The 23,366-nt window shown below is 68.5% G+C and carries 20 protein-coding genes and 4 pseudogenes; 10 read left to right on the forward strand and 14 right to left on the reverse strand.

From position 1 onward, the window contains the following. Positions 1–47: 47 nt before the first annotated feature. A complete protein-coding gene (locus tag OOK07_RS39345) occupies positions 48–269 on the reverse strand; it encodes a hypothetical protein (protein WP_266801394.1) in 222 nt (73 codons plus the stop codon). Between the two features lie 73 nt (positions 270–342). Here OOK07_RS39345 and OOK07_RS39350 point away from each other — a divergent pair, with 73 nt between their 5' ends. The 6 genes from OOK07_RS39350 (at position 343) to OOK07_RS39375 (ending at position 4,939) form a co-directional block, all read left to right on the forward strand. Continuing rightward, positions 343–516 (forward strand): hypothetical protein, encoded by a 174-nt coding sequence (locus OOK07_RS39350; protein WP_266801395.1) that lies wholly within the window; start codon positions 343–345, stop codon positions 514–516. A 167-nt stretch (positions 517–683) separates the two neighbouring features. After that, positions 684–1,199 (forward strand): DUF4282 domain-containing protein, encoded by a 516-nt coding sequence (locus tag OOK07_RS39355; protein WP_266801396.1) that lies wholly within the window; start codon positions 684–686, stop codon positions 1,197–1,199. A 278-nt stretch (positions 1,200–1,477) separates the two neighbouring features. Continuing rightward, positions 1,478–2,704, forward strand: a complete 1,227-nt coding sequence (locus OOK07_RS39360; RefSeq protein ID WP_266801397.1) for a polysaccharide pyruvyl transferase family protein — start codon at positions 1,478–1,480, stop codon at positions 2,702–2,704. 289 nt (positions 2,705–2,993) lie between these two features. After that, entirely contained in the window at positions 2,994–3,269 is a 276-nt protein-coding gene (locus tag OOK07_RS39365; protein WP_266801398.1) for a hypothetical protein, read from the forward strand. Positions 3,270–3,291: 22 nt separating this feature from the next. Continuing rightward, complete coding sequence (locus OOK07_RS39370; protein WP_266801399.1) at positions 3,292–3,957, forward strand: SDR family NAD(P)-dependent oxidoreductase; 666 nt, start codon at positions 3,292–3,294, stop codon at positions 3,955–3,957. A 202-nt stretch (positions 3,958–4,159) separates the two neighbouring features. Then, entirely contained in the window at positions 4,160–4,939 is a 780-nt protein-coding gene (locus tag OOK07_RS39375; protein WP_266801400.1) for an SDR family NAD(P)-dependent oxidoreductase, read from the forward strand. Here OOK07_RS39375 and OOK07_RS39380 read toward each other — a convergent pair. Further along, positions 4,888–5,167 (reverse strand): annotated as a pseudogene (locus OOK07_RS39380) (hypothetical protein); the annotation flags it as partial. The gene OOK07_RS39375 and the pseudogene OOK07_RS39380 sit on opposite strands and share 52 nt — an antisense overlap. Before the next feature lie 199 nt (positions 5,168–5,366). Here OOK07_RS39380 and OOK07_RS39385 point away from each other — a divergent pair. Further along, positions 5,367–5,957 (forward strand): PadR family transcriptional regulator, encoded by a 591-nt coding sequence (locus tag OOK07_RS39385; RefSeq protein ID WP_266801401.1) that lies wholly within the window; start codon positions 5,367–5,369, stop codon positions 5,955–5,957. A gap of 247 nt (positions 5,958–6,204) precedes the next feature. Here the strand turns inward: OOK07_RS39385 and OOK07_RS39390 are convergent, their stop codons facing one another. The 4 genes and pseudogenes from OOK07_RS39390 to OOK07_RS39400 all read right to left on the reverse strand — a co-directional run bounded on the left by OOK07_RS39390 (position 6,205) and on the right by OOK07_RS39400 (position 9,418). Next, the gene (locus OOK07_RS39390; protein ID WP_266801402.1) at positions 6,205–6,417 is read right to left on the reverse strand and encodes an RICIN domain-containing protein; all 213 of its coding nucleotides are present in this window, start codon (positions 6,415–6,417) and stop codon (positions 6,205–6,207) included. Positions 6,418–6,426: 9 nt separating this feature from the next. Continuing rightward, a complete protein-coding gene (locus OOK07_RS39395) occupies positions 6,427–8,061 on the reverse strand; it encodes a glycoside hydrolase family 43 protein (RefSeq protein ID WP_266801403.1) in 1,635 nt (544 codons plus the stop codon). 68 nt (positions 8,062–8,129) lie between these two features. Then, positions 8,130–8,266 (reverse strand): annotated as a pseudogene (locus OOK07_RS43870) (IS701 family transposase); the annotation flags it as partial. Positions 8,267–8,311: 45 nt separating this feature from the next. Continuing rightward, entirely contained in the window at positions 8,312–9,418 is a 1,107-nt protein-coding gene (locus tag OOK07_RS39400; RefSeq protein WP_266801404.1) for a ricin-type beta-trefoil lectin domain protein, read from the reverse strand. A gap of 1,406 nt (positions 9,419–10,824) precedes the next feature. Here OOK07_RS39400 and OOK07_RS39405 point away from each other — a divergent pair. Further along, the gene (locus tag OOK07_RS39405; RefSeq protein WP_266801405.1) at positions 10,825–12,255 is read left to right on the forward strand and encodes a non-reducing end alpha-L-arabinofuranosidase family hydrolase; all 1,431 of its coding nucleotides are present in this window, start codon (positions 10,825–10,827) and stop codon (positions 12,253–12,255) included. Positions 12,256–12,636: 381 nt separating this feature from the next. On the opposite strand, the gene OOK07_RS39410 is transcribed toward OOK07_RS39405, so the two are convergent. From OOK07_RS39410 to OOK07_RS39430, 6 genes and pseudogenes are all read right to left on the reverse strand, one after another. Then, the gene (locus OOK07_RS39410; RefSeq protein WP_266801406.1) at positions 12,637–13,695 is read right to left on the reverse strand and encodes a hypothetical protein; all 1,059 of its coding nucleotides are present in this window, start codon (positions 13,693–13,695) and stop codon (positions 12,637–12,639) included. A gap of 250 nt (positions 13,696–13,945) precedes the next feature. Then, positions 13,946–14,155, reverse strand: a pseudogene (locus tag OOK07_RS43540) (glycosyl hydrolase 115 family protein); the annotation flags it as partial. Then, positions 14,156–14,917 carry a glycosyl hydrolase 53 family protein gene (locus tag OOK07_RS39415; RefSeq protein ID WP_266801407.1) on the reverse strand — a complete coding sequence of 254 codons (762 nt, stop codon included), beginning with the start codon at positions 14,915–14,917 and terminating at the stop codon, positions 14,156–14,158. An 80-nt stretch (positions 14,918–14,997) separates the two neighbouring features. Continuing rightward, complete coding sequence (locus tag OOK07_RS39420) at positions 14,998–16,236, reverse strand: glycoside hydrolase family 5 protein (protein ID WP_266801408.1); 1,239 nt, start codon at positions 16,234–16,236, stop codon at positions 14,998–15,000. 377 nt (positions 16,237–16,613) lie between these two features. Next, on the reverse strand, positions 16,614–17,213 hold the full coding sequence (locus OOK07_RS39425) for an alpha/beta hydrolase (RefSeq protein WP_266802251.1): 600 nt from the start codon (positions 17,211–17,213) through the stop codon (positions 16,614–16,616). A 690-nt stretch (positions 17,214–17,903) separates the two neighbouring features. Beyond that, a complete protein-coding gene (locus tag OOK07_RS39430) occupies positions 17,904–18,614 on the reverse strand; it encodes a PaaX family transcriptional regulator C-terminal domain-containing protein (RefSeq protein WP_266801409.1) in 711 nt (236 codons plus the stop codon). A gap of 102 nt (positions 18,615–18,716) precedes the next feature. Between OOK07_RS39430 and OOK07_RS39435 the strand changes: the two genes are divergently transcribed. Beyond that, positions 18,717–19,403, forward strand: a complete 687-nt coding sequence (locus OOK07_RS39435) for a helix-turn-helix transcriptional regulator (protein WP_266801410.1) — start codon at positions 18,717–18,719, stop codon at positions 19,401–19,403. An 83-nt stretch (positions 19,404–19,486) separates the two neighbouring features. Further along, positions 19,487–20,362 (forward strand): annotated as a pseudogene (locus OOK07_RS39440) (alanine racemase); the annotation flags it as partial. Positions 20,363–20,551: 189 nt separating this feature from the next. Here OOK07_RS39440 and OOK07_RS39445 read toward each other — a convergent pair. Both OOK07_RS39445 and OOK07_RS39450 read right to left on the reverse strand, forming a co-directional pair. Further along, on the reverse strand, positions 20,552–20,821 hold the full coding sequence (locus tag OOK07_RS39445; RefSeq protein ID WP_266802252.1) for a hotdog family protein: 270 nt from the start codon (positions 20,819–20,821) through the stop codon (positions 20,552–20,554). A gap of 341 nt (positions 20,822–21,162) precedes the next feature. Further along, on the reverse strand, positions 21,163–22,878 hold the full coding sequence (locus tag OOK07_RS39450) for an LPXTG cell wall anchor domain-containing protein (RefSeq protein ID WP_266801411.1): 1,716 nt from the start codon (positions 22,876–22,878) through the stop codon (positions 21,163–21,165). Positions 22,879–23,366 lie beyond the last annotated feature (488 nt).

A 23,366-nucleotide genomic window follows, 5' to 3' on the forward strand; every position in this document is an offset into this window, starting at 1 on the left:
GCCATCGTCGCGGCTGCGTTCGTCATCGTCCTCATCGGTGGCGGGGCCTACTTCGGGATCACCCACCTGACCAGCTCGGACTCCGAGAAGCCTGTGGGCACCGTGCCAACGACGTGGTCCCCTTCGCCGACCACCGACGCCACTCTCACACCAAGGCCGACCGAGCCACCGCCCAGCTTGACTCCGACGCAGGCCACCAGCCTCAGTTCGCCCTCGGCATCGATCAAGGCCAGCCCTGCAGACACCGTTAGGGCGTACTTCGCCGCCATCAACTCTGGTGACTTCAAGCGTGCTTGGCGGCTTGGAGGCAGCAACCTCACCCAAGGGGCGTACTCGGCCTTCGTGAAGGGATTCGAGGGCACCGCCTCCGACGCGGTCACCGTCATCTCTGTCGCCGGAGACAGAGTGGAGATCGAGCTCGACGCGACACAGACGGACGGAACGCACCGCTACTTCGCTGGCACGTACACCGTCCGCGGCGGCGTCATCGTCGCGGCCAGCATCCAGCGGCAATGACCACCAACGGAACTGAACTGCCCACCAGACAGCCCCGGGTGACGCCCTCACCTTCAGGCTCAATCTCTTCGCCCAGGCCAAGCCGGGCGCGTACGCACCCCGCCGGGCCGAAGGCCTACCGCCCAGCGCAACTGTCGCCGCCGCTCGGTCCGCGACGTGAGGAGCGGATGATGCCAGGAAGAACGAACTGCCCGAACTGCGGCGCCTCGACCACGCCGGCCGACGTCTTCTGCCCACAATGCGGCCACCGGCAGCCTGAACCCGCTCCCGGCGACGCCACGGCCACCTCTCCGGAGCACACCTCCGCTTCCGGATCGCCGCCGCCGCCGACCTATCCGCCACCAGCACCGGGCACTCCACCGTCGCATCTCGGCCCGCGGCCGACGCCCGCGAAAGGATTCTTTGCAGGTCTGTTCGACTTCGGCTTCACCACCTTCGTCACACCCAAGGTCATCAAATTCGCGTACGTGGTGATCACGATCCTCATCGGGATCAGCTGGATCGTCTGGGCCATTGAGGGTTTCCACTACTCCGCGGGCCTGGGCATTCTGGTCCTCGTCTTCGGACCCCTGGTGGCACTGCTCTGGCTCATCGTGTATCGCATTACCTTCGAGCTGGTGATGGTGATCTTCCGTATCGGCTCCGACGTCCACGCCGTCAGGGACCGGAATGATCTTCAGTAAGGTCGTGTTCGCGCGCTTGGGGACATCGCCGCGCAGGCGGGTCGAGGGCTGCGAACCGTCTTGGGCGGAGGGAGGGGGAAGGAAGGCGTCGACGGACGGATCCATGATCAACACGAGGCTGGATGCGTGAACAGTGCTCGTCGGGCCAGCAAGCACCGCGGGTTCCGGGGCCCAGGGGCAGACCGCCTTCGGGCCGTCACCGACGTGTACGTTGGCACAGGCCGGCGCCACTTCGACGGCGCCGGCAACGGACAAGGGGAACAGGGGGGAAGGGCCACATGGCACGCGTCGCCGTCATCACCGCGCCGAACATCGGGTACCGCAACACCGGGATGGTGACCGTCGACTTGGCGTTCGAATCCCTGCGACGCCGTATGGACACGGAGATCGACGCCAGCTGGTACACCCTTCACACACCGGAGACCGTGCCACTGCGGGAGTGTGCGCGAGGTGTCGACTTCCCGTTCCGTTTCCAACCCCTGGCCGAGCACCTCGACGAGCTGCGCGACCACGACGCGGTCGTCTTCTGGGGCGACTTCCTGCACACGCGGCACTACCTGGCGCAGGACGCGACAAACCGCCTGCTCGATTTCGGCCTGGCCGATGACCGTGACGCCGCCCGGTCCCTGCTGAACCGGACCCTGTTGCTCGCAGACCAGCCGGACGAGCTCCTCGAGCGGACCCTCAGCTACGGGGGAACAATTCTGCACAACACGCAGTCCGACTACGAGGACAAGGACTACGGTCCGCCGTTCTCACGCCTGATGAAGCGCAGTCGCCGGGTCTGGGTGCGTGATCCGCTCTCCGCGGCCAAGATCGCGCACTTGCGCGGGGACCGTACGACCGACTACTTCGGTTCTGACGCTGCGCTTCTGTCCCGCCCGGGCGACCTCGGGCACCTCCCGACCACGGACTGGTCCCAGGAGGTCCCGGACGGCGGTGCCATCGGCGTGTTCCTCGGTGCCCGCACCAGAATCCCCTCCTGGCTGCCCGCCTTCTGCCGCGACCTCTCCGATCGCTTCGGGGCACCGCTCGAATGGCTGCCCTGGTTCGACCGGGACATCCCTTCCGAAACCAGCGACATCGCGACCCGCCCCGGTGACCGCACACTCGGCGACCTGGTGGGAGTCCTGCCTCGGTATCGGCTGGTCATCACGGACACCTACCACCTGTGCGTCAACGCATGGGGCGCCGGCACGCCCGTGGTGTGTGTCGGCGCTCCCGAACCGGTCCCGACGACCGACGACGACTACCTGACGCTGAGCGACGTGAAGAAGCACGTGTTCCACTTGGCTTACGACGCGACGGACTTCTATCTCTCCACCCTCCCCGACACCCGCGAAGCCCACGAGCGCCGCATCGACCGGATCACCCACCTCGTTGAGGGCGGGGGAGCCGAGGCGATCGCCGCCAGGATTCGCGAGCATGCCGACCACTCGGCGACCGCCTTCACCGAAACACTCTCCTCGCTGCTGGGCTCTGCCGCCCCGGCCGCCGGGACCTGACAGCGCCGATGATCAGCGGCGTCCTGCCGGGTCCACAGCTCATGGAAATGGGCCGACACCGACACGGGGACCGGCTCGGGTTGCCCTCCGGGGCTGGTCGCGCAGTTCGTGGACGAACGGACGGCGGCCGGTGTGGTGCTCGTGGGACGGCGCACCGCCGAACTACAGTAATGGACCGCTGGGGGGGGATCACGGAGGTCTTCCCATCTTCGTGCCCAGCCACCGCCTGCCGGGCCGGCTACCGGCCCTGGTCCCGGCGCCCGTGACGGTGTGACTGCTCGCTCCGCTGATGGTCCCGGTCGGCGTCGGCGGCGGGCCGGCGGTGCCCTCCCTGGCGGCGGACCTGCCGGATGCCGTGCCGGGGGAGCGGGCCGGTGTCGAAGGTGGTGTCCTGAACACATGGAGGCAACTCTGTGGCGCCCTTGCCGTGGCGGTCCAGAGTGCGTTGATCACCACCTCGGCGGGGTTCTTGCACGGCATGCGGATCAGTCTCGCGATCTCGATCGTGCCGCTGGTCGTCGTCGCGGTGGCCGCCGTGCCCCTGAGCCCGAGCACACAGAAGTGACCGTCCGGACAAAGGAAGAGCCATGACCACCATTGCCGTCATCGGAGCCGGACCGGGTCTGGGCGCCGCGGTCGCCCGCCGCTTCGGCAGTGAGGGCTTCGACGTGGCGCTCGTCTCCCGCAATCTCCAGCGGACGAACGCCCTCGCCGCCGACCTGGCCGACGCCGGCGTCACGGCACGCGGCTACGCCGCCGACGTACGCGACCTGAAGTCCCTCGTCGCAGCCCTCGACGCGGCGCACACGGAGCTCGGCCCGATCGAGGTCCTGCAGTACAGCCCGGTCCCGCAGCCGGACTTCATGCTTCCGGTGCTGGAGACCACCCATATCGACCTCGTCGGACCGATCGAGTTCTCCGTCTACGGGCCGGTCGCCGCCGTCCAGCAGGTGCTGCCCGGCATGCGCGCGCTGGGCCGAGGCACCGTCCTGTTCGTCAACGGCGGCAGCGCGGTCGTCCCGCACGCCGACCGGGCCGGCACGTCCATCGCGTTCGCCGCGGAGAGCGCGTACGGCCATCTTCTGCACGACACGCTGGCCGGCGAGGGCATCCACGTCGGCCAGCTGATCATCCCCGGAGCGATCATCCCCGGGCACCACAGGAAGGATCCGGTCGTCCTCGCGGACGCACTCTGGGAGATGCACCACAACCGGCACGGCTTCCGGCACTTCGCCGACGACCTCGACTCCTGACGAGGGCGCCGACACACCGCCGGTCCGTGGTCTTCCCACAGGTTCGGATCGGCGCCGTACGCCAACAACCCGCGCACCGACCCGTATGTGAGGCGCCAAACTCGGCTACACCGCCGCCTGAGACACCGGCTCGGCCCTGACGGTCGCCGCCCGCCGGGATCCTGGGCCGCGGCACGGCGGGTGCTGTGTCTAGGGTGCGGACATGACCTCGCAGACGTACCTCTCCGCATTGTTCTCGCTGGACGGCCGTGTCGCCGTGGTGACCGGCGGCAGTTCCGGCATCGGGCGGGCGATCGCCGGAGCCCTCGCTCGTGCCGGGGCGAGCGTCGTGGTGGTGGCGCGCAAGGAGGCGGAACTGACCGCCACGGTCGAAGAGTTGACGGCCGACGGCTGCCGGGCGGCGTGGGTGAGCGGCGACCTGGGCACCCGCGACGGTGTGCGCGCGGCGGCCGAGAAGGCGGCCGAGGCCTTCGGGGAACCCGACATCCTCGTCAACAGCGCGGGCGTCAACCTACGGCCGCCGATGGGGGAGTTGGGCGAGGAGGCCTGGGACACCACGATGGCGGTGAACCTGGAGGCGCCCTATCTGCTGGGACAGCGATTCGGACCCGGCATGGCCGAACGAGGCTTCGGACGGATCATCCACATCACCTCCCAACAGGCGCACCGGGCTTTCGTCCAGAGCGGCGCCTACGGGGTCTCCAAAGGGGCGCTGGAGTCGCTGGCCCGGTCACAGGCCGAGGCCTGGTCGCCGTACGGCGTCACCTGCAACACGCTCGTGCCCGGTTTCGTGATGACACCGCTCAACGAGCGCCTGTCGTCCGACCCGGAGAAGGTCGCGGCCCTCGCAGCCCGCACGATGGTCGGGCGCAACGGCCTCGCCGAGGACTTCGCGGGCGCAGCCGTGTTCCTGGCGAGCCACGCCTCCGCCTACGTCACGGGGCAGGCCCTCTTCGTCGACGGCGGACTGTCCGTGCACTGATGCGGCTGTGACCCGATGAGCGTCGCGTTCACCTCGGCCGGGCGTTCCTGCTGTGTCCAGTGGCCGCAGCCCACCAACACGATGGGCTGGCGGCGGAGGTGGGTCGTCAGGTGGCGGAGCGCCTCGATGAGCTGAGGTCCCGGGGAAGGCGGGCGCCGGGTCGCGGTCGCCGTAGCTGTACGGCGCGGGCGGACCGACGACGGCACCGTGCCACGGAGCGGTCAGTTCCGGCTCGGCGCCCTCCTGGGCCCCTGGATCGTGCAGCGGGTACGCGGCAGCTCGTCCGGTGACGGGCGCCTGGCCAAGCGCCCGCGCTGCTCCCGGTGACCGCGTTCACAGAGGGCCCTTCCTGACTTGATCGCCGCAGCCCGGACCGGCGCTCCATAATCGCTGTATTGACTAATCAACACGCTGGTAAATTGGACCAATGGCTCTGCGCAACGCGGTGATGGCCGCGCTTCTGGAGGGTGAGGCCTCCGGGTACGACCTCGCGAAAGGCTTCGAGGCCTCGGTCGCCAACTTCTGGATGGCCACCCCTCAGCAGCTCTACCGGGAGCTGGAGCGCATGGAGGGCGAGGGGCTCGTCTCCGCCCGCGTGGTTCAGCAGGAGCGCCGCCCCAACAAGCGGCTCTTCTCGCTCACCGAGACCGGCCGCGGGGTCCTGCGCGACTACGTCGGCGAGACCCCGGTCAAGCCGCTGGCCCTGCGGGACGAGCTGATGGTCAAGGTCCAGTGCGTCGACATCGGAGACGTCGCGGAGTTCGACGCCGTACGGACCGCGGTCGCCGAGCGCCACGAGCGGGCCACCGCCAAGCTGGCCCGCTACCGGCGCATGCAGGAGCGCATGCTGGACGGCCGCAGCGAGGAGGACTACCTCGCCACCGCCCCGCGCATCGGTCCCTACCTCACCCTCCTGGGCGGGATCGCCCTGGAGCAGGCGAACCTCCAGTGGGGCGACACGGTCCTCGATCGGCTCGAACGGCGTGCCGCGGCACTGGGCGACCCGGCAGGGGACTGAACGGAACATCTTGGCCGGCTTGCGCGGGAAGCGGCGCTCGGCACACGGGCCTGTCGGCCCGTGCGCGCGGCGAGCTGCGCGTGGGCCCTGGCATCGCACCTCGCAGGGGCGGTGCGCTAGATGATCAATTCCAAGGGATGCTTGCGGAAGGTGTGGGGCGGGCGGCTCTCCTGCCCGGTGATGAGGTCGCCGACGCGGTCGAAGCACCTGAGCGGTCTTCACGGTCTGCTCCTCGGCAGCCGTCAGGTCAGCCTGAGCATGGTCCTGCCCGCAGCTTGCCGGAGTGCCTCGCCTCCAACCGGTAGTAGCCGTCACCGGAGTCCACGAACTGGAACTGCTTGGTCCCGTCGTACCGGGCGCACTGCGTGACCGCGGCGCCGTCCGCGGAGCTCACGCCCGCCACGTCCAGCGCCTTGCCGTTGTTGCGGTTGACCACGAGGTACCAGGCGTTCGTGTCCACAGGGCCCGCTTACGCCGCCGGCGCGCACGCGCGCAACTCGAAGCGTTCCACCCGCACTTTGCCGCCGAGGGCCTTGGTGGCGTGGTTGAAGACGGCGAAGCGGTAGCCCAGGAAGAACTCCCACGCGTTGGTCATAGTGAAGGCTGGGCCGAGCGGGGTGAAGGTGGTGCCGTCGGTGCTGTAGGAGAACGTCGCCTGGCGGCCCGGTCCCGGGCTGATGTCGGCGGTGGCGCGCAGCCAGACGCGCTTGCCGGACGGGGGGAGGTCGGCGCGGGCCTGCTCGGTGCCGGTGCCGGTGGTGTTCCAGCTGGTGTCCATGGTCAGGCCGTCGAACATCACCAGCCTGCTGACGCCGTCCTGCCGCGTGACGCCGATCCAGGCGGAGGAGTCGCGCAGCATCGCCAGCCCGGCCCGGTCGCCGTCCGCCATCCCGGAGTAGTCGAGCACGACGGTCGCGGTGGAGGCGGGGCCCTGGATGCGGCGGGTGAGGGTGTTACGGGCGTTGTAGAGGTCGTCGGTGACGGTGGCGGTCCTGAGGGTGAGCCCGTTTTTGACGGTGAACGCGGCGGTGTCGGGGTTGTGGTTCCACTCCCAGTACGGCGCCAGCGCCGTCCCCTCGAAGGTGTCGGCGCCGGTCATCGGCGGGAGCGGGTGCTGGGTGACCGGGTAGGGGTATGTCTTGCCCCACGTGCCGTCGACGAGCTGGAGCTCGGGCCAGCCCTCGGCGTTCCAGGTGACCGGGGCCAGGGCGGGGATGCGGCCGCCGGGATAGGCGTCGATGAAGCCCATGTAGTACCAGTCGCCGTTCGGGGTGTCGACCAGCGCGCCCTGGTGCGGCACGCCGCCGCCGGGGATCGGGCGGGGCAGGTCCCACAGCACCTCCCGCATCTCGTACGGGCCGAAGGGGCCTGAGGTGGACTTCCAGATGTACTGCCCGGCGGTGCCGTCGGCCGGGCGGGTGACGAAGATGTAGTAGTTCCCGTTGATCTTGTAGAAGCGGGAGCCCTCCATCAGGCCGAACTCGTCGGGCTTGGTGAGCACGTGCTCGGACCGCACCTCGGTGCGCATGTCCGGGGAGAGCTGCGCGACGCGGATCTCGTTGGCGCCGTACGCCACGTACGGGGTGCCGTCGTCATCGAAGAGCAGCCCCGCGTCGTAGTAGATGCTGCCGATCTCGGCGTGCCGGGTCCAGGGGCCCGCCGCGTCGGTGGCGCTGTATACGTACGACCGCTGGAAGCCGATCTGGCCCAGCCAGTAGAAGGTCTTGTCGCTGGGGCGGTAGCGCATCGAGGACGCCCAGATGCCCCCGACGTACGCCCGTCCGCCCTTGAGGTCGTACGCGTCGCCGAAGTCGAGGACCGGCACCGAGTGGCCGATGAACTCCCAGTTGACCAGGTCGTAGGAGCGCAGGACGGGCGCGCCCGGCGAGTAGTGCATGGTCGAGCCGGTGTAGTAGTACGTCTTGCCGACGCGGATGACCTCTAGGTCGGCGAAGTCCTGCCAGATCACCGGGTTGGTGAACCGCTCCTGCCGGGCCGCCGTGGCCGCCGCCGCGCGCATCGCCGGCAGCGTGGCGCCCGCGACCAGGCCGGCGGTGACCGCCATGACTCCCCGGCGGCTGTGGGGGTGTTGGAGCCAGGACATACGAGATCAACTTCCTCACGGGTAAGGGGACCGAGAGCCGAAAGTTCGACATATCGGACATCATTCTCGGATGGCGTCGAGGATCTGGTAGGGGTGAGTTCGCTGTATCGGCTTTTGGGGCCAGGCGCTGCTCGGTCAGGAACGCGTGGGCGGCGGTGACCAGGGTGACGTGGTGATGCCGGCCGGTCCAGGAGCGGCCCTCGAATCCCGGGACCGGGGCGGAGAGGGGCTCAGGTCCCGGGAGCGGGGGTCATCCGGCGGTCAGAGTGGTCCACTTCTGGTTGGAGCCGCCGTTGCAGTCAAACAGCTGGAGCTGTGTGCCGTCGGTCGTGGAGTAGCCCGGATCGTCGAGGCAGCGGCCGGAGGCGGGGTTGCGGTAGCCGCCGTTGTAGGGCTGCCAGACCTGGTTGGAGCCGCCGTGGCAGGCCCAGAGCTGCACCTTGGTGCCGTTGGCCGTGCCGAAGCCGGCGGCTTCGAGGCACTTGCCCATGGAGCGCAGGGTGCCGTCGGTGTAGGCGGACCAGTACTGGTTGATGCTGTCGCCGCAGCTCCAGATCTGGACGGCGGTCCCGTCGGCGGTGCCGAAGCCGCTGACATCCAGGCACTTGCCGGCGATGCCGGACTGCACGCGTGCGGGGGCGGGGGCGGGGTTCCTCAGCCACCCGGCGCTGTCCGCGGTCTGGATGCCGCGGTGGAAGGCGTCGGCCATCTTCTGGTAGCCCGCGTCGTTGGGATGCACGGCGTCGGCCAGGTCGGCCGTGGTCAGGCTGCTCATGTCCACGTATGCGACGCGCTTGCCCGCGGCCTGCGCGTCGCTCACGATCTGGGGGATGGCCTGGTTGTACGCGCCACGGTACTGCTCCTCCGAGCCGCTGGTGGACACGATCAGGGAGGCCACGAGGACGGTCGCGTCGGGGACGTCGGCGGTGATCTGGTTGACCAGCGACCTCAGCCGGTCGGCGGCGGTGGAGGGCTGATAGCTCCCGCCCAGGTCGTTGGTGCCGATCTCCAGCGTCACGACGTTGGGCCGGTAGCGGGTCAGTGAGGCGTCGGCGAGTGCGGCGATCTGGTCGATGCGGTATCCGGAGTGGCCTTCGTTGTCGGGGTCGGACATCGAACCGTTCTGCCCCGTGCCCACGAAGTCCAGCGGATGGCCGTCCGCCGAGAGCTCGTCCCGCAACGGACCCCGGTAGCCGTTGCCCGTGCTGCTTCCCACGCCCCAGGTTATGGAGTCGCCCAACGGCATGACCCGCAAGGGCGTGTTCGAGGCGGCGGAGGCAGGTGCCACACCTGCCGCCGTCATCCCGAGCGCGGCCATGACCAGCGTGATGAGGGGCAGGACCCAAGGCTTTCTCATGCAGTCGTCCTCTTCTGCGAGTGAGTGCTGAATCTGGCACGGGCTGCTCGACGTTCGTCGGCAACTCGGCTGCTGTGTCGTCCCGGTGGCGTCGGCGGGGCGCATGACGTACTGGCGGAACGGCGTGTTGGGGAACCGATTGCGAGGTGAGCGTTGACAACGTCGAGCCATCCGGCGTCCCGTCTGCCCCGGTGCTCGCCTGCGGGAAGACCGTCGCCTTGCCGAGCCAGGAGGCGCCGTGCAGCGCCTCCGTGCCGGTGCCGAACGAGGCGATGCCGAGGCGCGCCACGTCCGGTGCGTACTGGTGGAGCAGCGCGATCCGCTCGGCGGGGGTGAGCCGACGGAGCAGATCGTCGATGCGCTTGCCGATCGGCAGCGCGGCGTCGGGGAAGGGATGCCTCTCGGTCGCAGGGGGAGGCCCGAAGAAACCGGTCTGACCTCTAAGCAGGCTGGTATGGGGTGTTGAAGCGCTTCGACGCTGTCATCGCTCCTGGCGGACTGTCAATGGCTGGAACGCAAGAAGATTTCTTGTTGTGGGCCCTCTTGTTCGGTTCGAAATGCGCCGTTAGCGTTCGCGGCCAGTGAAGCGCTTCGACACTCGGTTCTGGGAGGGCTGCCGCCATGAGAGACGAGTGGAACCGCAGACGCTTCGTCGGCAGAGCCACCGTCGTGGCGGGAGCGGCCGCGATGGCCCCTGTGCTCTCCGTGCGCGGAGACGGCGGGCCTCGGCAGACCGACGGGAGCGGCACGGCGGGCCTGGAGACGACGCCGCCCGCCCATGATCAGGTCGTGAAGGTGACGCATCGTCTCTTTCCCGGACAGTCCCACCTGCGTCGCGAGGACGAGGTCGTCCGGCTCCGTGATCGACAGCAGCGCCGACGGCCGCTCGAACAGCACACTGTGGCCGACGGCTCGCGGTGGGCTGCCTCACCAGGGCGTTCGCCCACGTCGGGTCGGTGCGGACCTTGCCGAGCACGCGCCAGTTCATTGAGGTGGGCGAAGCCGTGCTCCACCGGTGCCCGGACCGCTGCCAGTGCGGTGTTCCTGAGTGCCACCGGCCCCGCCGCGAGCGCGGGTCGGGCACCAAGCCGAACCAGAGGCTCAGGTGAGCGACCTGGTCGGGGTCCGTAATGATCACCAAGCCCGCGCACTGCTACCTGCCCCTCACGCCAAAGACCCGGTACAACCACGGAACTTGAAGCCGCCTGGTTTCAGCCTGCGAACGTTTCTGCCCGCGAAGTGTGCGAGAGGTATTGACGCTGATCACCGGAACCCTAATCATCCGGTTGCTCGACCCTTCGACCCTTGTTCGATATATCGGACAGCCGGGGTCGTGTCCACACCGCCTCCGGACAGCCTCTGACGGGCTGAACCGGAGTCGCTTGCTCAAGGATGACGAGGTCCTTATGCCCAGACGTAGTTTCAGCCGCAGACGTCCGTCGGTGGTGTTCGCCGCCGTGGTCGCGGCCCTGGCCGCGCTGGCGGCGCTGCTCGTCGCCGGCCCGGCTCAGGCGGCCACCACCAGCGACGTGCGCGGTGTTGATTCCGGCCGCTGTCTCGATGTGGAGGGCTTCAGCCAGACCGACGGCGCGAACGTGCACATCTGGGACTGCCACGGTGGAATCAACCAGCAGTGGACGTTGACGGACAGCAGCCAGCTGACCGTGTACGGCAACAAGTGCCTGGATGCCCGGGGCGGCGGCACCACGGCCGGGACCCCGGTGCAGATCTGGACGTGTACCGGCACTGACAACCAGCAGTGGCGGGTGAACCCCGACGGCACGATCGTCGGCGTGCGGTCCGGGCTGTGCCTGGAAGCCTCGGGCTGGGGCAAGGCCAACGGCACGGAGGCGCGGCTCTGGTCGTGCCAAGGCGGCGCCAACCAGAAGTGGACCGGCATGTCCGGGGCGAGCAACGCGTGTGCTCTTCCATCGGCCTACCGCTGGACCTCGTCGGCTCCGCTGGCGCAGCCGGCGAACGGGCAGGTCGCGCTGAAGGACTTCACCACCACCATGTACAACGGCAAGCACCTGGTCTACGCGACCACCTCCAACGGAACGTCGTGGGGCTCGACGGGGTTCAGTCCCTTCACGAACTGGTCGGACATGGCGACGGCCGGCCAGACCCAGATGAACGACGCCACGGTGGCGCCCCAACTGTTCTACTTCGCGCCCAAGAACATCTGGGTGCTGGTGTCCCAGTGGGGTCAGTGGCCGCTCTACTACCGCACGTCCAGCGACCCCACCAACCCCAACGGCTGGTCCGCCCGGCAGCCGCTGTTCACCGGCAGCCTCCCCGACGGCCCCGACGCGAACCAGAAGAACGCCCCGATCGACCCGACCATGATCGCCGACGACCAGAACATGTACCTGTTCTTCGCCGCTGACAACGGCAAGATCTACCGGGCGAGCATGCCGATCGGGAACTTCCCGGGCAACTTCGGCTCCTCGTACACCACGGTCATGAGCGACGCACGGGACCTTCTGTTCGAGGCGCCGCAGGTCTACAAGGTCCAGGGCCGGAACCAGTACCTCATGATCGTTGAGGCGCAGGGGACGAACCGCTACTTCCGCTCGTTCACCGCCTCCAGCCTGGACGGTCCGTGGACCGTCCAGGCCGGCAGCGAGAGCAGCCCCTTCGCGGGCCAGGCCAACAGCGGTTCCACCTGGGCCCAGGGCGTGAGCCACGGTGATCTGGTCCGCGTCAACCCCGACCAGACCATGGCCATCGATCCCTGCAACCTGCAGTTCCTCTACCAGGGCCTCCCCAACAACACACAGGAACCCGACTACCTGAAACTGCCGTACCGGCCGGGTCTGCTCACCCTGCAGCGTTGACCCGCCTGATCCACGGTGATCGCGATGGGGTGCGGTCCGCCGACGCGTAGACGAGCAGTTCACGGCGTGGGCGACTCCACCTGCTGACCGGTACTCACCACCTTGAGGAACCCCAGCCGCGCGTCGGTCGGGGTTCCTCCCTTTCTGGTTTTCCCCCGCGGGCGCATGGCGGCGTAACGGGCAAGCGCGCACTGATCCGTACCTGACATCCGTGCGCAGTCCGGCAGTTCGTGAGCAGTCCGCCAGGGACCTCGTCAGCGCGCGAACTGCGCCGGCGGACTCCCTCGGCGACCACGTCTGCCACGCCGCCGGGTTTGGGGGTCAGGCCGGTGTGGGCGAGGAGTTCGGCGCGTCTGACCTACCGGCCAGGCGCCGTAGCCTTCACCGCCCGGGGTTGGGATTGAAGACGGGGTGGAAGCGTTCCGGCGGGGCGAGGTAGGTGGCCGGCAGCCCGCCGGTGTCGATGACGATCTGATCGATGGCATTCGCCGGGTCGACCATCCACAGCTTGACGATGTGTTCGCCGGGCCGGTCCGACGCTATGGTCGTGGTCACTTTCTCGATGCCCTCGACCACGTTGCGCGGCCACGCAGTGGTGCTGGACGTGACACCCGTTCCCTTGAGCAGGATCGGGTTGCCGGAATCGAGGCCGATGGCGAGCCGGCGGGTGCCGCGTTCGTCCAGCGAGGGCAGCCGGTACACGGTGACCGGGAAACTCCCGGTCGTGGTGAAGCGGACGTTGTACTGCAACTCGGGTGCCAGGGTGCGGCCGTCCCCGTCGATGCGCGCCGCGTTGAACGGCGTACCGATGACGGCGGCGCCGGAGCGGCCGAGGCCGGGGACCGTCTGCCAGGTCGCACCGGAGCGCGGCACCAGCCGGTCGTAGTGCTCGGCCTCGATCGACACGTAGCCCTGTGCCTCGACGAACCCGGTCGCCGTAACCCGACCCTGCTCGCCGTCGTTGGCCACCTGCAGCGGCACTGTCACTGTTGCGCCCGCGCCGGTGATGCGCACCTGTGGGCTGCTGGCGCCGAGCGAGGCGGCGGCCCAGTCGACGCTGACCCAGATGCGAACCTGATCCGTAGTGGTCCCTGCGCCGGCGCTGACCCGCACCCAGGAGTGGCTGGTGGACGCCTGCCAGGACAGCGGGGCGAAACCCGTGTTGAAGATGTCGAAGAAGCGCCGGGTACGGGTGTATGAGGAGAACGGCAGGCGCCGGATGACGCCCGTCTCGTTGCCCTCGGCAGCCACCCCGAGACCTGCGGCGCTCGTCGGGGTACGCCTCGTCACGACGGGCACCCGCGGCGCCTTGGGGACGTTGTTCGGGTAAGGGTTGATGATCTCTTTCCACTTTCCACCGGCGATCGCGGTGTTGTAGCGGCGGGTCAGCGCGTCCTCGTCGGCCTGGGCCCGCTCGGCGAGGTCGGCGAAGGTGTTCACCCCGGCGCCGCGGGCCCTGCTTGACGGCGAGCGCGTTGCGGTCGGCGCACACGAACTTCAGGTTCGTCAGGTACGCGCCGGTCGGCGGATACTGCAGCAGCTCGAAGAAGGCGTCCTGGTGGTCCGCCAGCAGCTGTCCGGCCACCGCCTCGGTGCGGCTGATCAGGCTCCGGTACGCCTTCATTCGCCGCTCCGCCTCGTCGCCGTGGTGGACCAGGGAAAAGACCCCGCTCTGTATGAACTCGGGGCGGCGGGCCGCGGCCAGCTCGTAGTAGCCCTGCCGGATCTCCGCGATCTCCTGGGCGTGCGCCGCGCCGAACTGGCGACCGGCCCACTCGGCCAGCCGGGGCTGCACGTCCTCCGCACGCCACCTGTCGATGTCCCAGGCGAGCGCCATCGCGAACGACAGCCCCACCTCCTGCGACTTCAGGTCGCCCACGTTGAGGTCTGCGCCTATCACTCAGGCCTGGGTGAAGCCGTTCATGATGCTGGTGGGCCGCTTGCTGGAGGAGTCCCAGGCGCCCATGTTGTAGCCGGTGAACGGGGACATGCCCTCCGGCTCCCAGTAGAAGATGCCCTGCCCGCCGTTGGCCTTCAGCGCCTTGATGTAGGCGACGAGCGCGGCCTGGGTGGAGGAGGCCCGGTCCACACGACCGCCGAACTCGGTCTGCAGGAACGGTTTTCCGTACTGCGCGGAGATCCTCTTCATGTTCCCCACGATCCCGCCCGCGAGGCTGGCGCTGCCGTACGAGGAGAACACCGACATGTCCCACTTGCCGCCGCCCGCGGCGTAGCGGCTGAAGAACGTCGTCATCGAGTCGTACTTCTGCGGCTGGGCCAGGTGGATGCACACCGTCGAGTTCGGCGACACCGCCTTGACCTGTGTGTACGCCGCGTTGAGCAGCCCGGCCATCTGCGCCGGGTTCGAGACGCCGCCGACGGGGCGGCAGATCCCGGTGTTGATCTCGTTGCCGATCTGCACCCAGGTGGGCAGCACGTCGTTGTTCTTCATGACCGTCATGGTTTGGTTCACGTACGTGGTCATCGCGGTGCGCATCTGGCTGTAGTTCATGTTCCGCCAGGCCGCGGGCGGGTTCTGCACGCCGACAGAGTTCCAGGTGTCGCCGAACATGTAGTCGAGCATGATCGACATGCCGGCCGCCTTGATCCGCTTGGCGTGACTTCTCCGGCTGGTCGGCGCGCAGTTGACGAGATGGCACACCGTGTCGCTTCGCCACCCTGCCCAACTGCGCGCCCACGAGGTACCCAGAGGTACGTACCCGTCGCCGAGATTCGGTCCTGCTACGTGCCGGACGCAAGGCCGGAGCCGGCAACACTGCCGCTGACGCCATTCATGATGGCGTTGATGATGCCCTGTTGGGTGACCGTGAGGGAGCGGCGGTTGAACAGCCCGAACCCGTACCGATCGGTTGCACCGTTGTCCCAGTAGATGGTGGCCGCGCCGTATTTCTTGGCCGTGGCCACGACGGCCCGTGCGAAGTCCGCGCGATACCTGTTGTTCGACGAATCCAACGATGACTTGTCGATGGCACCGTATTCGCCCACCACCACCGGATACCCCTTCGAGACGAACACATCGTGCATCATCTTGAGCTGCGCGTCCAGATAGTCCTCCTGTCCCCAGGTCGACGTCCTTGATGGGTTGGTCGCTGCTCGGCCCCATTGCGTGATGGTGCCGTTTTCCTCTCCGGCGAAGTCCCAGGGGCTGTAGTGATGAACGGAGATCATGATCCGCCGCTCATTTGCGGGAATGGAGGGGGAGCGGTACTGGTCGGACGGAAGCGCGAAGCCGTAATTCCCCGCGGTGTAATCAATGTTCGTGTTCCAGCCGGCCACGAGCAGCCACCGCGAACTGTTGTTTCCGCCCGTTTTCCGCACGGTGTCCACGAAGATCTGGTTGTAGCTGTTGATGTTCGAGTAGCACGGTTGGGTCGGGCGGCCGTACTGCCCGTCGAACTCCTCGTTCATGGACTCCAGGATCAGGCGCTGGTCGTAGTCCTTGAACCTGTTCGCGATCTGCTGCCAAGCTTTCTCGTACTTGGCCTTGATCGTCGCCTGGGAAGGCGAATCGCAGATCAGCCAGGAGCCGTTGACGGTCTTGTACCCGTCGCCGTGCATGTTGATCAGCACATGCAGGCCCCTGTTGTAGGCGTAGTTGACGACTTCTTGGACTCTGTTCAGCCAGGAGGCGTTGATCGTGTAATTCGGGCCGGGCCCTATGTATCCCAGGTAGGAGACCGGGATCCTGATCGTCTTGAACCCTGCCGCCCTCACTTTGTCGATGAGGGCCTGGGTCACCGTCGGCTGGCCCCATGCTGTTTCGCTGGGGTATCCGTTGGTGGTGGCTTCGAGTTGGTTCCCCAGATTCCATCCCGCGCCCATGTCGGCCACGATCTGTGAAGCGCTGGACTGTGCCGCGGTATCGGCCGATGCCTGATGCGCCGCACCGTAAACCGATGCGGTAACTGCCAACAGGACGGCAAGGAAAATGACTCTGATCTTCCCTGCTAATGAAACCATGAGCTTTCCTCTCCTGCGTCTTTGAGGGCGTCGGGCCCCCAAGCGGATCCATCTGTGCGAGTGGGAGCGGCCGGAGCCGCCGGCTGTTCGGGCGGTGGCGTCCACGCTGGCGCGGAAACGAGCACAGTCGATTGCGCAGCGGCTGACCTCACGGGCGCCCGTGGGTGGCCACGCATCCTGCACGACCCGGATGCACGGCGAGCACGGCAGACGCGCGCACCCGGGCCGTGCGTGGTTGCTCCTCAGCTCAGGGCGGATTCCCAGGTGGTCGTGCTGGAGGTGGCGTCGGCGCGAAGGCGGTCGCGGGCCGCGGTCTCGCCGTACAGACTCCACCGCATCCAGTCCACGAAGGTGTTGACGGTGCGGGAGTCGCCGAATCAGTTGCTGTGGCCGTCGCCGCGGAAGGTGAGGAACGCCATGGCGGCGGCCAGTTCCCGGAACGCCTGGCGGGCGGAGGAGATCGGGCACGTTCCGTCCCGGTCGCCGTGCGTGAACAGGACCCTGGCGCGGACAGCCAGGCTCGGGTTGCCCATGTCCACACAGGACATGGGGATCGTGGCGGTGATCCGTGCGCCGGGCCAGGACGTGAGCAGGCCGTGGGTGGTCATGCCGCCCATCGCGTGGCCGGAGACACCGACTCCGACCGCTGTGTTGATGTGGCCGGCCGGCGGCTCGCCGGCCGTGTTGAGGGCGAGGGTCCGGGTGATGACCTCGGAGACGTCCTTGGACTGGTTGCCGTTGTAGACGTCTTGGCCGCTGAGGTTGGCGAAGTGGGGGGCGGGGACGATGAACCCCGCCTCCGCCAGCGGGCGGATGATCGCCAGGGATTTCTGCGGGCTGCTGCTGAAGCCGTGCATGAACTCGCAGACCGGGAAAACGCCCTGGGCGACGGGGGTGCTGGTGACCGGGGAGCGACCGGGAGTACCGGTGGCGGGGTAGTAGACGTAGGTGGTCCACCGGCGGCTGCCGCGCGCCAGGCGTACTGACGTACGCCGACCGCGAACCGCTGGGTCGGAGCAATGGCACTCGCGGTGGCACTTGCGTGTCCCGTGCCGAGCAGGGACATGCCTACGCCCGCGGCTCCGGCTGCGCTCAGCGTCACGAGACTACGCCGTTGCATGGTCATGAAGACTCCTGGTGGGGGGTGCGGAGCGCTGTTCGGTCAGGTGCCGGGGAGAGGCGTGGGTGATGCCGCGGCGGTGAGACTGACCTAGGTGGTGGGGGGAGTAGTGGTGGGGGTGGTCGGCTCGGCGAATCGCGCATGGTGGAGGACGTTCCGGTCCTGCCCGTGGTGGTCATCGGCGTGGTTGGCCCTGCCCGAAGAGACGCGGCAAGCCGCTGAACACCGGCCGGACCGTGACCCGTTGAGGGAGCAGCGCCCTTGGCGCCCGCCCGCTCGCCTGGCTGACAGGAGGTGTCGATTCCGCGGAGACGGCGCTGCCTCTCCTTCGACTCGTCGTGCGCTATGCCTCTGGGAGCGTTCCCACATGTCTTTCAACAGGTACATTCCCGACCGGGTGCCGATCTGTCAATCATCGGCGCTCAACTCTGTTGTCTTCGACGCGCATTCGACAGATCGCAGGCGCAGGAGGCACGGTGTGACTTCTTCGGGGCCCGCCCGATCACACTCGCGGCGGCCCGCCGTCAGCTGTGGCCGATACCCGCACTCATGCCGGCGATCGTATGGCCCTGATGTCGGGGTGAGGTCCCTGCGCGAATCGGGTCGTCACGGAGCGGACGTGGTCCTGGGCCGGCTGGAGCAGACCGTCGTACACCGCGACGCAGACTTCCCGCGCCCGTGACCGGGGCCAGCCCGGCGGCAGAAGCCCGATGGGGAGCAGCGGGTCCAGAATGGGGAAGTGGCGGTAGGCGTGCATGACCTCGGTCCGTGCGCGCACCGCATCGGCACCGGTGACGCGGTCGGCGGTGATGTGTGCAAGCAAGCCGCTCCAACGGTCGATGAAAGCCCGGTAGTGCTCGGTAATGCCGGGCAGGTCCCACGCCTGGACCGGGCTGCGGTCGGCCTCCGTGTCCAGTTCCTCCTGCCGCGCGCGGAATACGGTCACCGCTCCCCGCGCCAGGTCGGCCACCTCGATCCGCCCCTTGAGGGTCAGCGGGTGCGGCGACACCCAGAGCGCGTCGTACAGCGGCGCGAATCCGCGCCAGCGCAGCGCGGTGCGCAGTGCGCGCCGCCGCGTGCTCTCCTGCTCCGGGACGGAGAAGGCGATCAGTGTCCACCGACCGTCCCATGACTCGGGTTGGGTGGTGAAGGTGGCGATCGAGCTGGCGCCGCTCCACAGGTCGACGGCGGCCTCCCGTGTCAGCCGGTAGGAGCTGTACCGTCCTTGGCGGCTGCCCTCCAGCACCCCACGGCGCATCAGCCTGCTGATCGTCGTACGGGCGGCGCTCGCGGCTCGGAGAAGTCCTTAGCATCCTTGTCCAAAGATAGATTTTCCGTCCAGTTCGTGAGGGGGCGGTTCATGGAGCACCCGGTGACTGGTAGGCCGCAGGACGACACCAGGGGCCCCCGTGCCGCCGCTTCGGACGAGGCCGATGAGCACCTCATCCGCGAAGCGGAGAAGATCGCTGTGGCGTTGGGCCGTATGTTTCCCGGGCTGTGCGAGGTGGTGCTGCACGACCTGCGGGATCCGCAGCAAGCGATCCGGGTGATCGAGAACGACCTTTCCGGCCGGAAGGTCGGGGATTCGGCCACGGAGCTGGGCCTGGCCCGCATCGCGGATCCGCACTACCCGAGCGTCATCCAGAACTATCCCAACCAATTTCCCGACGGTCGGCCGGTGAAGAGCACGTCGATCGGCATCAAGAACGCCGAGGGCCGGTACGTCGCGGCCCTGTGCCTGAACCTTGATGTATCCGTTCTGTCGCCGGTGACGCTGGCGTTGTCGAACCTCGTGGCCACCGACGTCGAGCACCGCGAGCAGCCACTGGAGAACCTGCGGGACCGCAACATGCGCGAGCTGCGCCGGACGGTGGAGGCGCTGGCCGCGGAGCGCGGCGCCACTCCCCGGTCGCTGAGCCGGGACAACAAGAAGGCGCTCGTACGGAAGCTGCAGGGCGAGGGCTACTTCGATCACCGAGAGGCCGCACAGACCATCGCGGACCTGCTCGGCGTGTCCCGGGCCACCGTCTACAACTACGCCAAGTAACAGGGACACGCACATGACCGACACCGGACCCGCAGCACACCCCGCACCGGCCTCTGCGCCCGGCCACGGGCGAAGAGCAGACGGCTGCGCTCGTGGACGAGGCGGGTCCGATCACCGTCTCCACCCTCGCCGAAGCCGAAGCCGAAGCCGAAGCGTTCGCGGACGGCGGCTACACCGACATCACCTACGCCGTCGGCATCGATCCCCACAAGCTCCCCCGCGTGATCGTGCTGCTGCGCCGCGGCGTGACCATGCGGGTCCTGCTGGACAGCATCGAGCAGGCCGTATTCGTCGCCGAAGCCTCCCGCCAGGCCGGCCAGCCAATCCCGGCCCAGATCGAGATCGACTGCGACGGCCACCGCGGGGGCCTCAAGCCCGACGACCCCGCCCTCACCGAGATTGGCCGCATCCTGCACGACGAGGCATGCCTGGACGGCGTGCTCGCCCATGCAGGCGAGTCGTACTTCGCCTACAGCGCCGAGGAACAGCGCTTGGCTGCACAGAACGAACGCGACACCGCGGTCGCCGCAGCAGAACGTCTCCGCGCTGCCGGCCTGCCCGTGACCTGCGTCAGTGTCGGCTCCACCCCCACCGCCCACGCGGCCGACGACCTCACCGGGGTCACCGAACTGCGGGCCGGGAACTACATCTTCTTCGACCTGGTGATGGCCGGCCTCGACGTGTGCCAGGTGCAGGACCTCGCCCTGTCGGTGGTCGTCACCGTCATCGGCCACCGGCCCGAGTACGGGTGGATCATCACCGACGGCGGTTGGATGGCCATGTCCCGCGACCGTGGCACCGCCGACCAGGCCCAGGACCAGGGCTACGGTCTGGTCACCGACCTGACCGGCCGCCTCATCCCGAACCTGGTCATGACCGGCGCGAGCCAGGAACACGGCACCCTCACCGCCCGTGACGGCGCCGACCTGCCCGACCTTCCGGTCGGCACCCGGCTGCGGGACAGGTTCGGCAAGGTCGGCTCCGACGCGGTGCACACGGGCGACATCACCGGAACGGCTGTGAAACCGCCGGGTGGAGCTCCGCCGCGACTGCTCCACCCGGCGGGACCTGCGCGCACCGGCGACAGCGTCTGGGCAGTGCCCAGGTGTGCTGCACCGGTGTACGTGGATGGTGGCGGCAGCGAACCGTCATCCTCGCCCGCTGACGGCCTGGCGGCGCAGGAAGAGGTTCATGGCGCTCATGGTCAGCACCGTCTGTCCGTGCTGGTCGAGGACCTCGATGCCGGTGGTGACGAGACCGCGATCAGGCTTGGAGCGCGAGGCTCGGGCATCCTGGACCGTTGCCCGCAGGGACAGACTGTCGCCGGGTCTGACCGGCTGGACCCAGCGCAGTTCGTCGATGCCGGGGGAGGCCAGGCCGGCCACCTTGCTGACGTAGTGGTCGACATACATGCGCATCGTGACGGCGCAGGTGTGCCACCCGCTGGCGATGAGACCGCTGAACGGGCCCTGCCGGGGTGTTGACGGTGCCGGCCTCGGCTCGGGTGTCGTGCTCGCGCATCCACGTCATGCAGACCTGCCGCCCGCAAACCGCCCGGCATTGCGCCGGACCGGACGGTGGCGGGACCTCTGATCAGCGTCTCCGACGAACACCCCCGGGCCCGGTGACACCACCCCCCAGGTCATGCCTTCGAGAGGGGGCAACAGTCATGCCGGACCCGGAGGCCGGCGGCCCCGTTGCGGAGCCGCCGAAAACCTAACGGGGCGTTGCTGCCGGGCCGTCAGTCACTCACGCGGTCTCACTTCCCGTGCAAACCCCTGCGGCGACGTCCGCGAAGCGTCAGCATGCCGCCGGCAGCGATGACCAGCAGGCCACCGAGGGCGCTGTACATGACAGCGTTGCTCGCCCCGGTGGAAGCCAGGTCGCCGGACGTGCTGCTCGGGGTCGGCCGGCCGACGCGTGCGCCGATCTCCCCCTGCGCACGGGTGCCGGTCGTGCCGGAGGCGGAGACAACCGGCGTGGGGGCGGTCGGCGTGGGGGCGGGCGTCGGCTTGGCAGCGCCGGCGGTCCCCGGCGCGGGCTTCAGCTGAAGAGTCGTGATCGAGTACGGCGGCAGCGTCTGTGCGGCCGCCGTGCCCCGCTTCGTCGTCGTCAGGGCAGTGTCTCCCTTGGCATACGAAACGGTCGTGACCGCCCCTGCGGCCGGGGTGTATCCGGCGTACGAGAGCGACACCTGCGCCGCGTTCTGCGGGCTCTTGTTGATCAGCATGACGTTCAGACCGCCGTTGCTGCTCCGCACCGCGTGCACAGCAACCGACGAGTTGCCCGAGGACGACTTGACCATGGTGTCGCCAGGCTTCACCAGCGCGGTCAGCGAGCGGATGCCCCAGTAGGTGGGGAAGGGCGTGTCGCGCCGCGGTTCGCACTTCCCGCCGGCGCAGGTTCCGGCGGAGAGCACACCCCCGTCCTGGTAGTCGGTCTCGCCGTGGACGGTGGTGGGTGCTTGGTCCGTGCCGTTGTGCAGGTTCCACCAGTCCACGTGGGTGGCGCCTTGCTCGAACCAGGTCATGTAGGTGTCCGGTGCGAACAGGGCCGCGGCCTGGCTGGTCTGGGCGGGCGAGCCGACGGCGCCGTTCTCGGTGACCGCGATCTCCACCGAAGCGGCGTTCGAGCCCGCGTACCTGGCGATCAGCGAGCGCAGCGTGGACCTGACACCGGCGATCCGGGAGGGGGTGTTCAGCAGGTCGGCCGTGGTGGTGCCGCCCGGATACCAGTGGACGATGGCGAAGTCGATCGACTTCGCCGCGATGGAGAGCACCGTGTGGTTCCAGTCGGCGCTGTCACCGGGAGCCTTCTCCGCATCCGGCCAGAAGCCGGGGGTGGTGAGCACCGCTCCGATCTTCACCTTCGGATCCACGGCCTTCATCGCCTTCGCGTAGGCGACCAGGTTCTTCGCATACGCCGTCGGGCTCTTGTCGGCGTGCTTGTCAATTTCCCAGCCCTTGCCGTCGCCGTAGTGCCCGTTGCCGTAGACCTCGTTGCCGATCTCCCAGTACTTCACGCCGTAGCCCTTGTCGACGTTGGCGTACTTGACCCAGTCGGCGGCCTCCTGGGGGGTGCCGGAACCGTAGTTCGCGGTCAGGATCGGCTGGGCGCCGACCCTCTTCGCGGTGGCCATGAAGTGGTCGAAGTCGGTGTTGGAGGGGATCCAGCCGCTGCCGTCGCCGGAGGTGTGGGTCTTCCAGTGGTAGTCGTCCGCGCCGGAGCCGCCGGGATAGCGCAGCTGCCGAACTCCCGCGGCCTTCATCAGCGATGTCACCTTGGCGTCGCCCATGTGCTCATCGCCGAAGCCCGTGTTGAGGCCGGCACCACTGCTGGGCACCGTGCCCAAGGAGGTACCGGCATCCACACGGATGCCGACGGTCGGCGCGGCGCCCGCGCTGGGCGCCAGGGCGCCGACGCCGGCCGAGGCGGCGAGCACCGCCACCGCCCCCGCGACAAAGCGCCGGCGCACCCGGCTACGGCGGGGCGTGCGACCCCGAGGCATCGGCTGCTCGGCGGATCTCGGGTTGTCTGGTGACACGTGGGGCTCCGATCGGGTGTTGACACAGAGGGCGTAGCGCCGCTGACCACGGCTCGCCCTCGTCGGTACACCCCCAAGTGGCCACTCAGAGCGGAAAGGTTGCCATCTCAATTGTTTTTTTCGCCGAGACGCGGTCGCACCGTCTCACCGGACCCCGTGACCCCCTGACCCGATGCCCCGCACGGGCTCCCTTTCCACCCCGACGGCGCGAACCACCACATGCTTCCGGCCGCACACCACCCCGCGGCGGCCGAGCGGCTGAAGCCGCAGAAGCACGGGAAAAGACAGACGGCCGCCGCCAACGCGACGGGCGGCGGCGGGCCCAGGCCGCACCTGCCGGCCGGAGCGTGGTGGCCGGAGCACCCGACGACCCGGCCACGCCGCATCAACACGCCCAGGAGAACACCCTTGGCAGGCGG

This window comes from Streptomyces sp. NBC_00078 (assembly GCF_026343335.1).
In the GTDB taxonomy this organism is placed as follows: domain Bacteria; phylum Actinomycetota; class Actinomycetes; order Streptomycetales; family Streptomycetaceae; genus Streptomyces.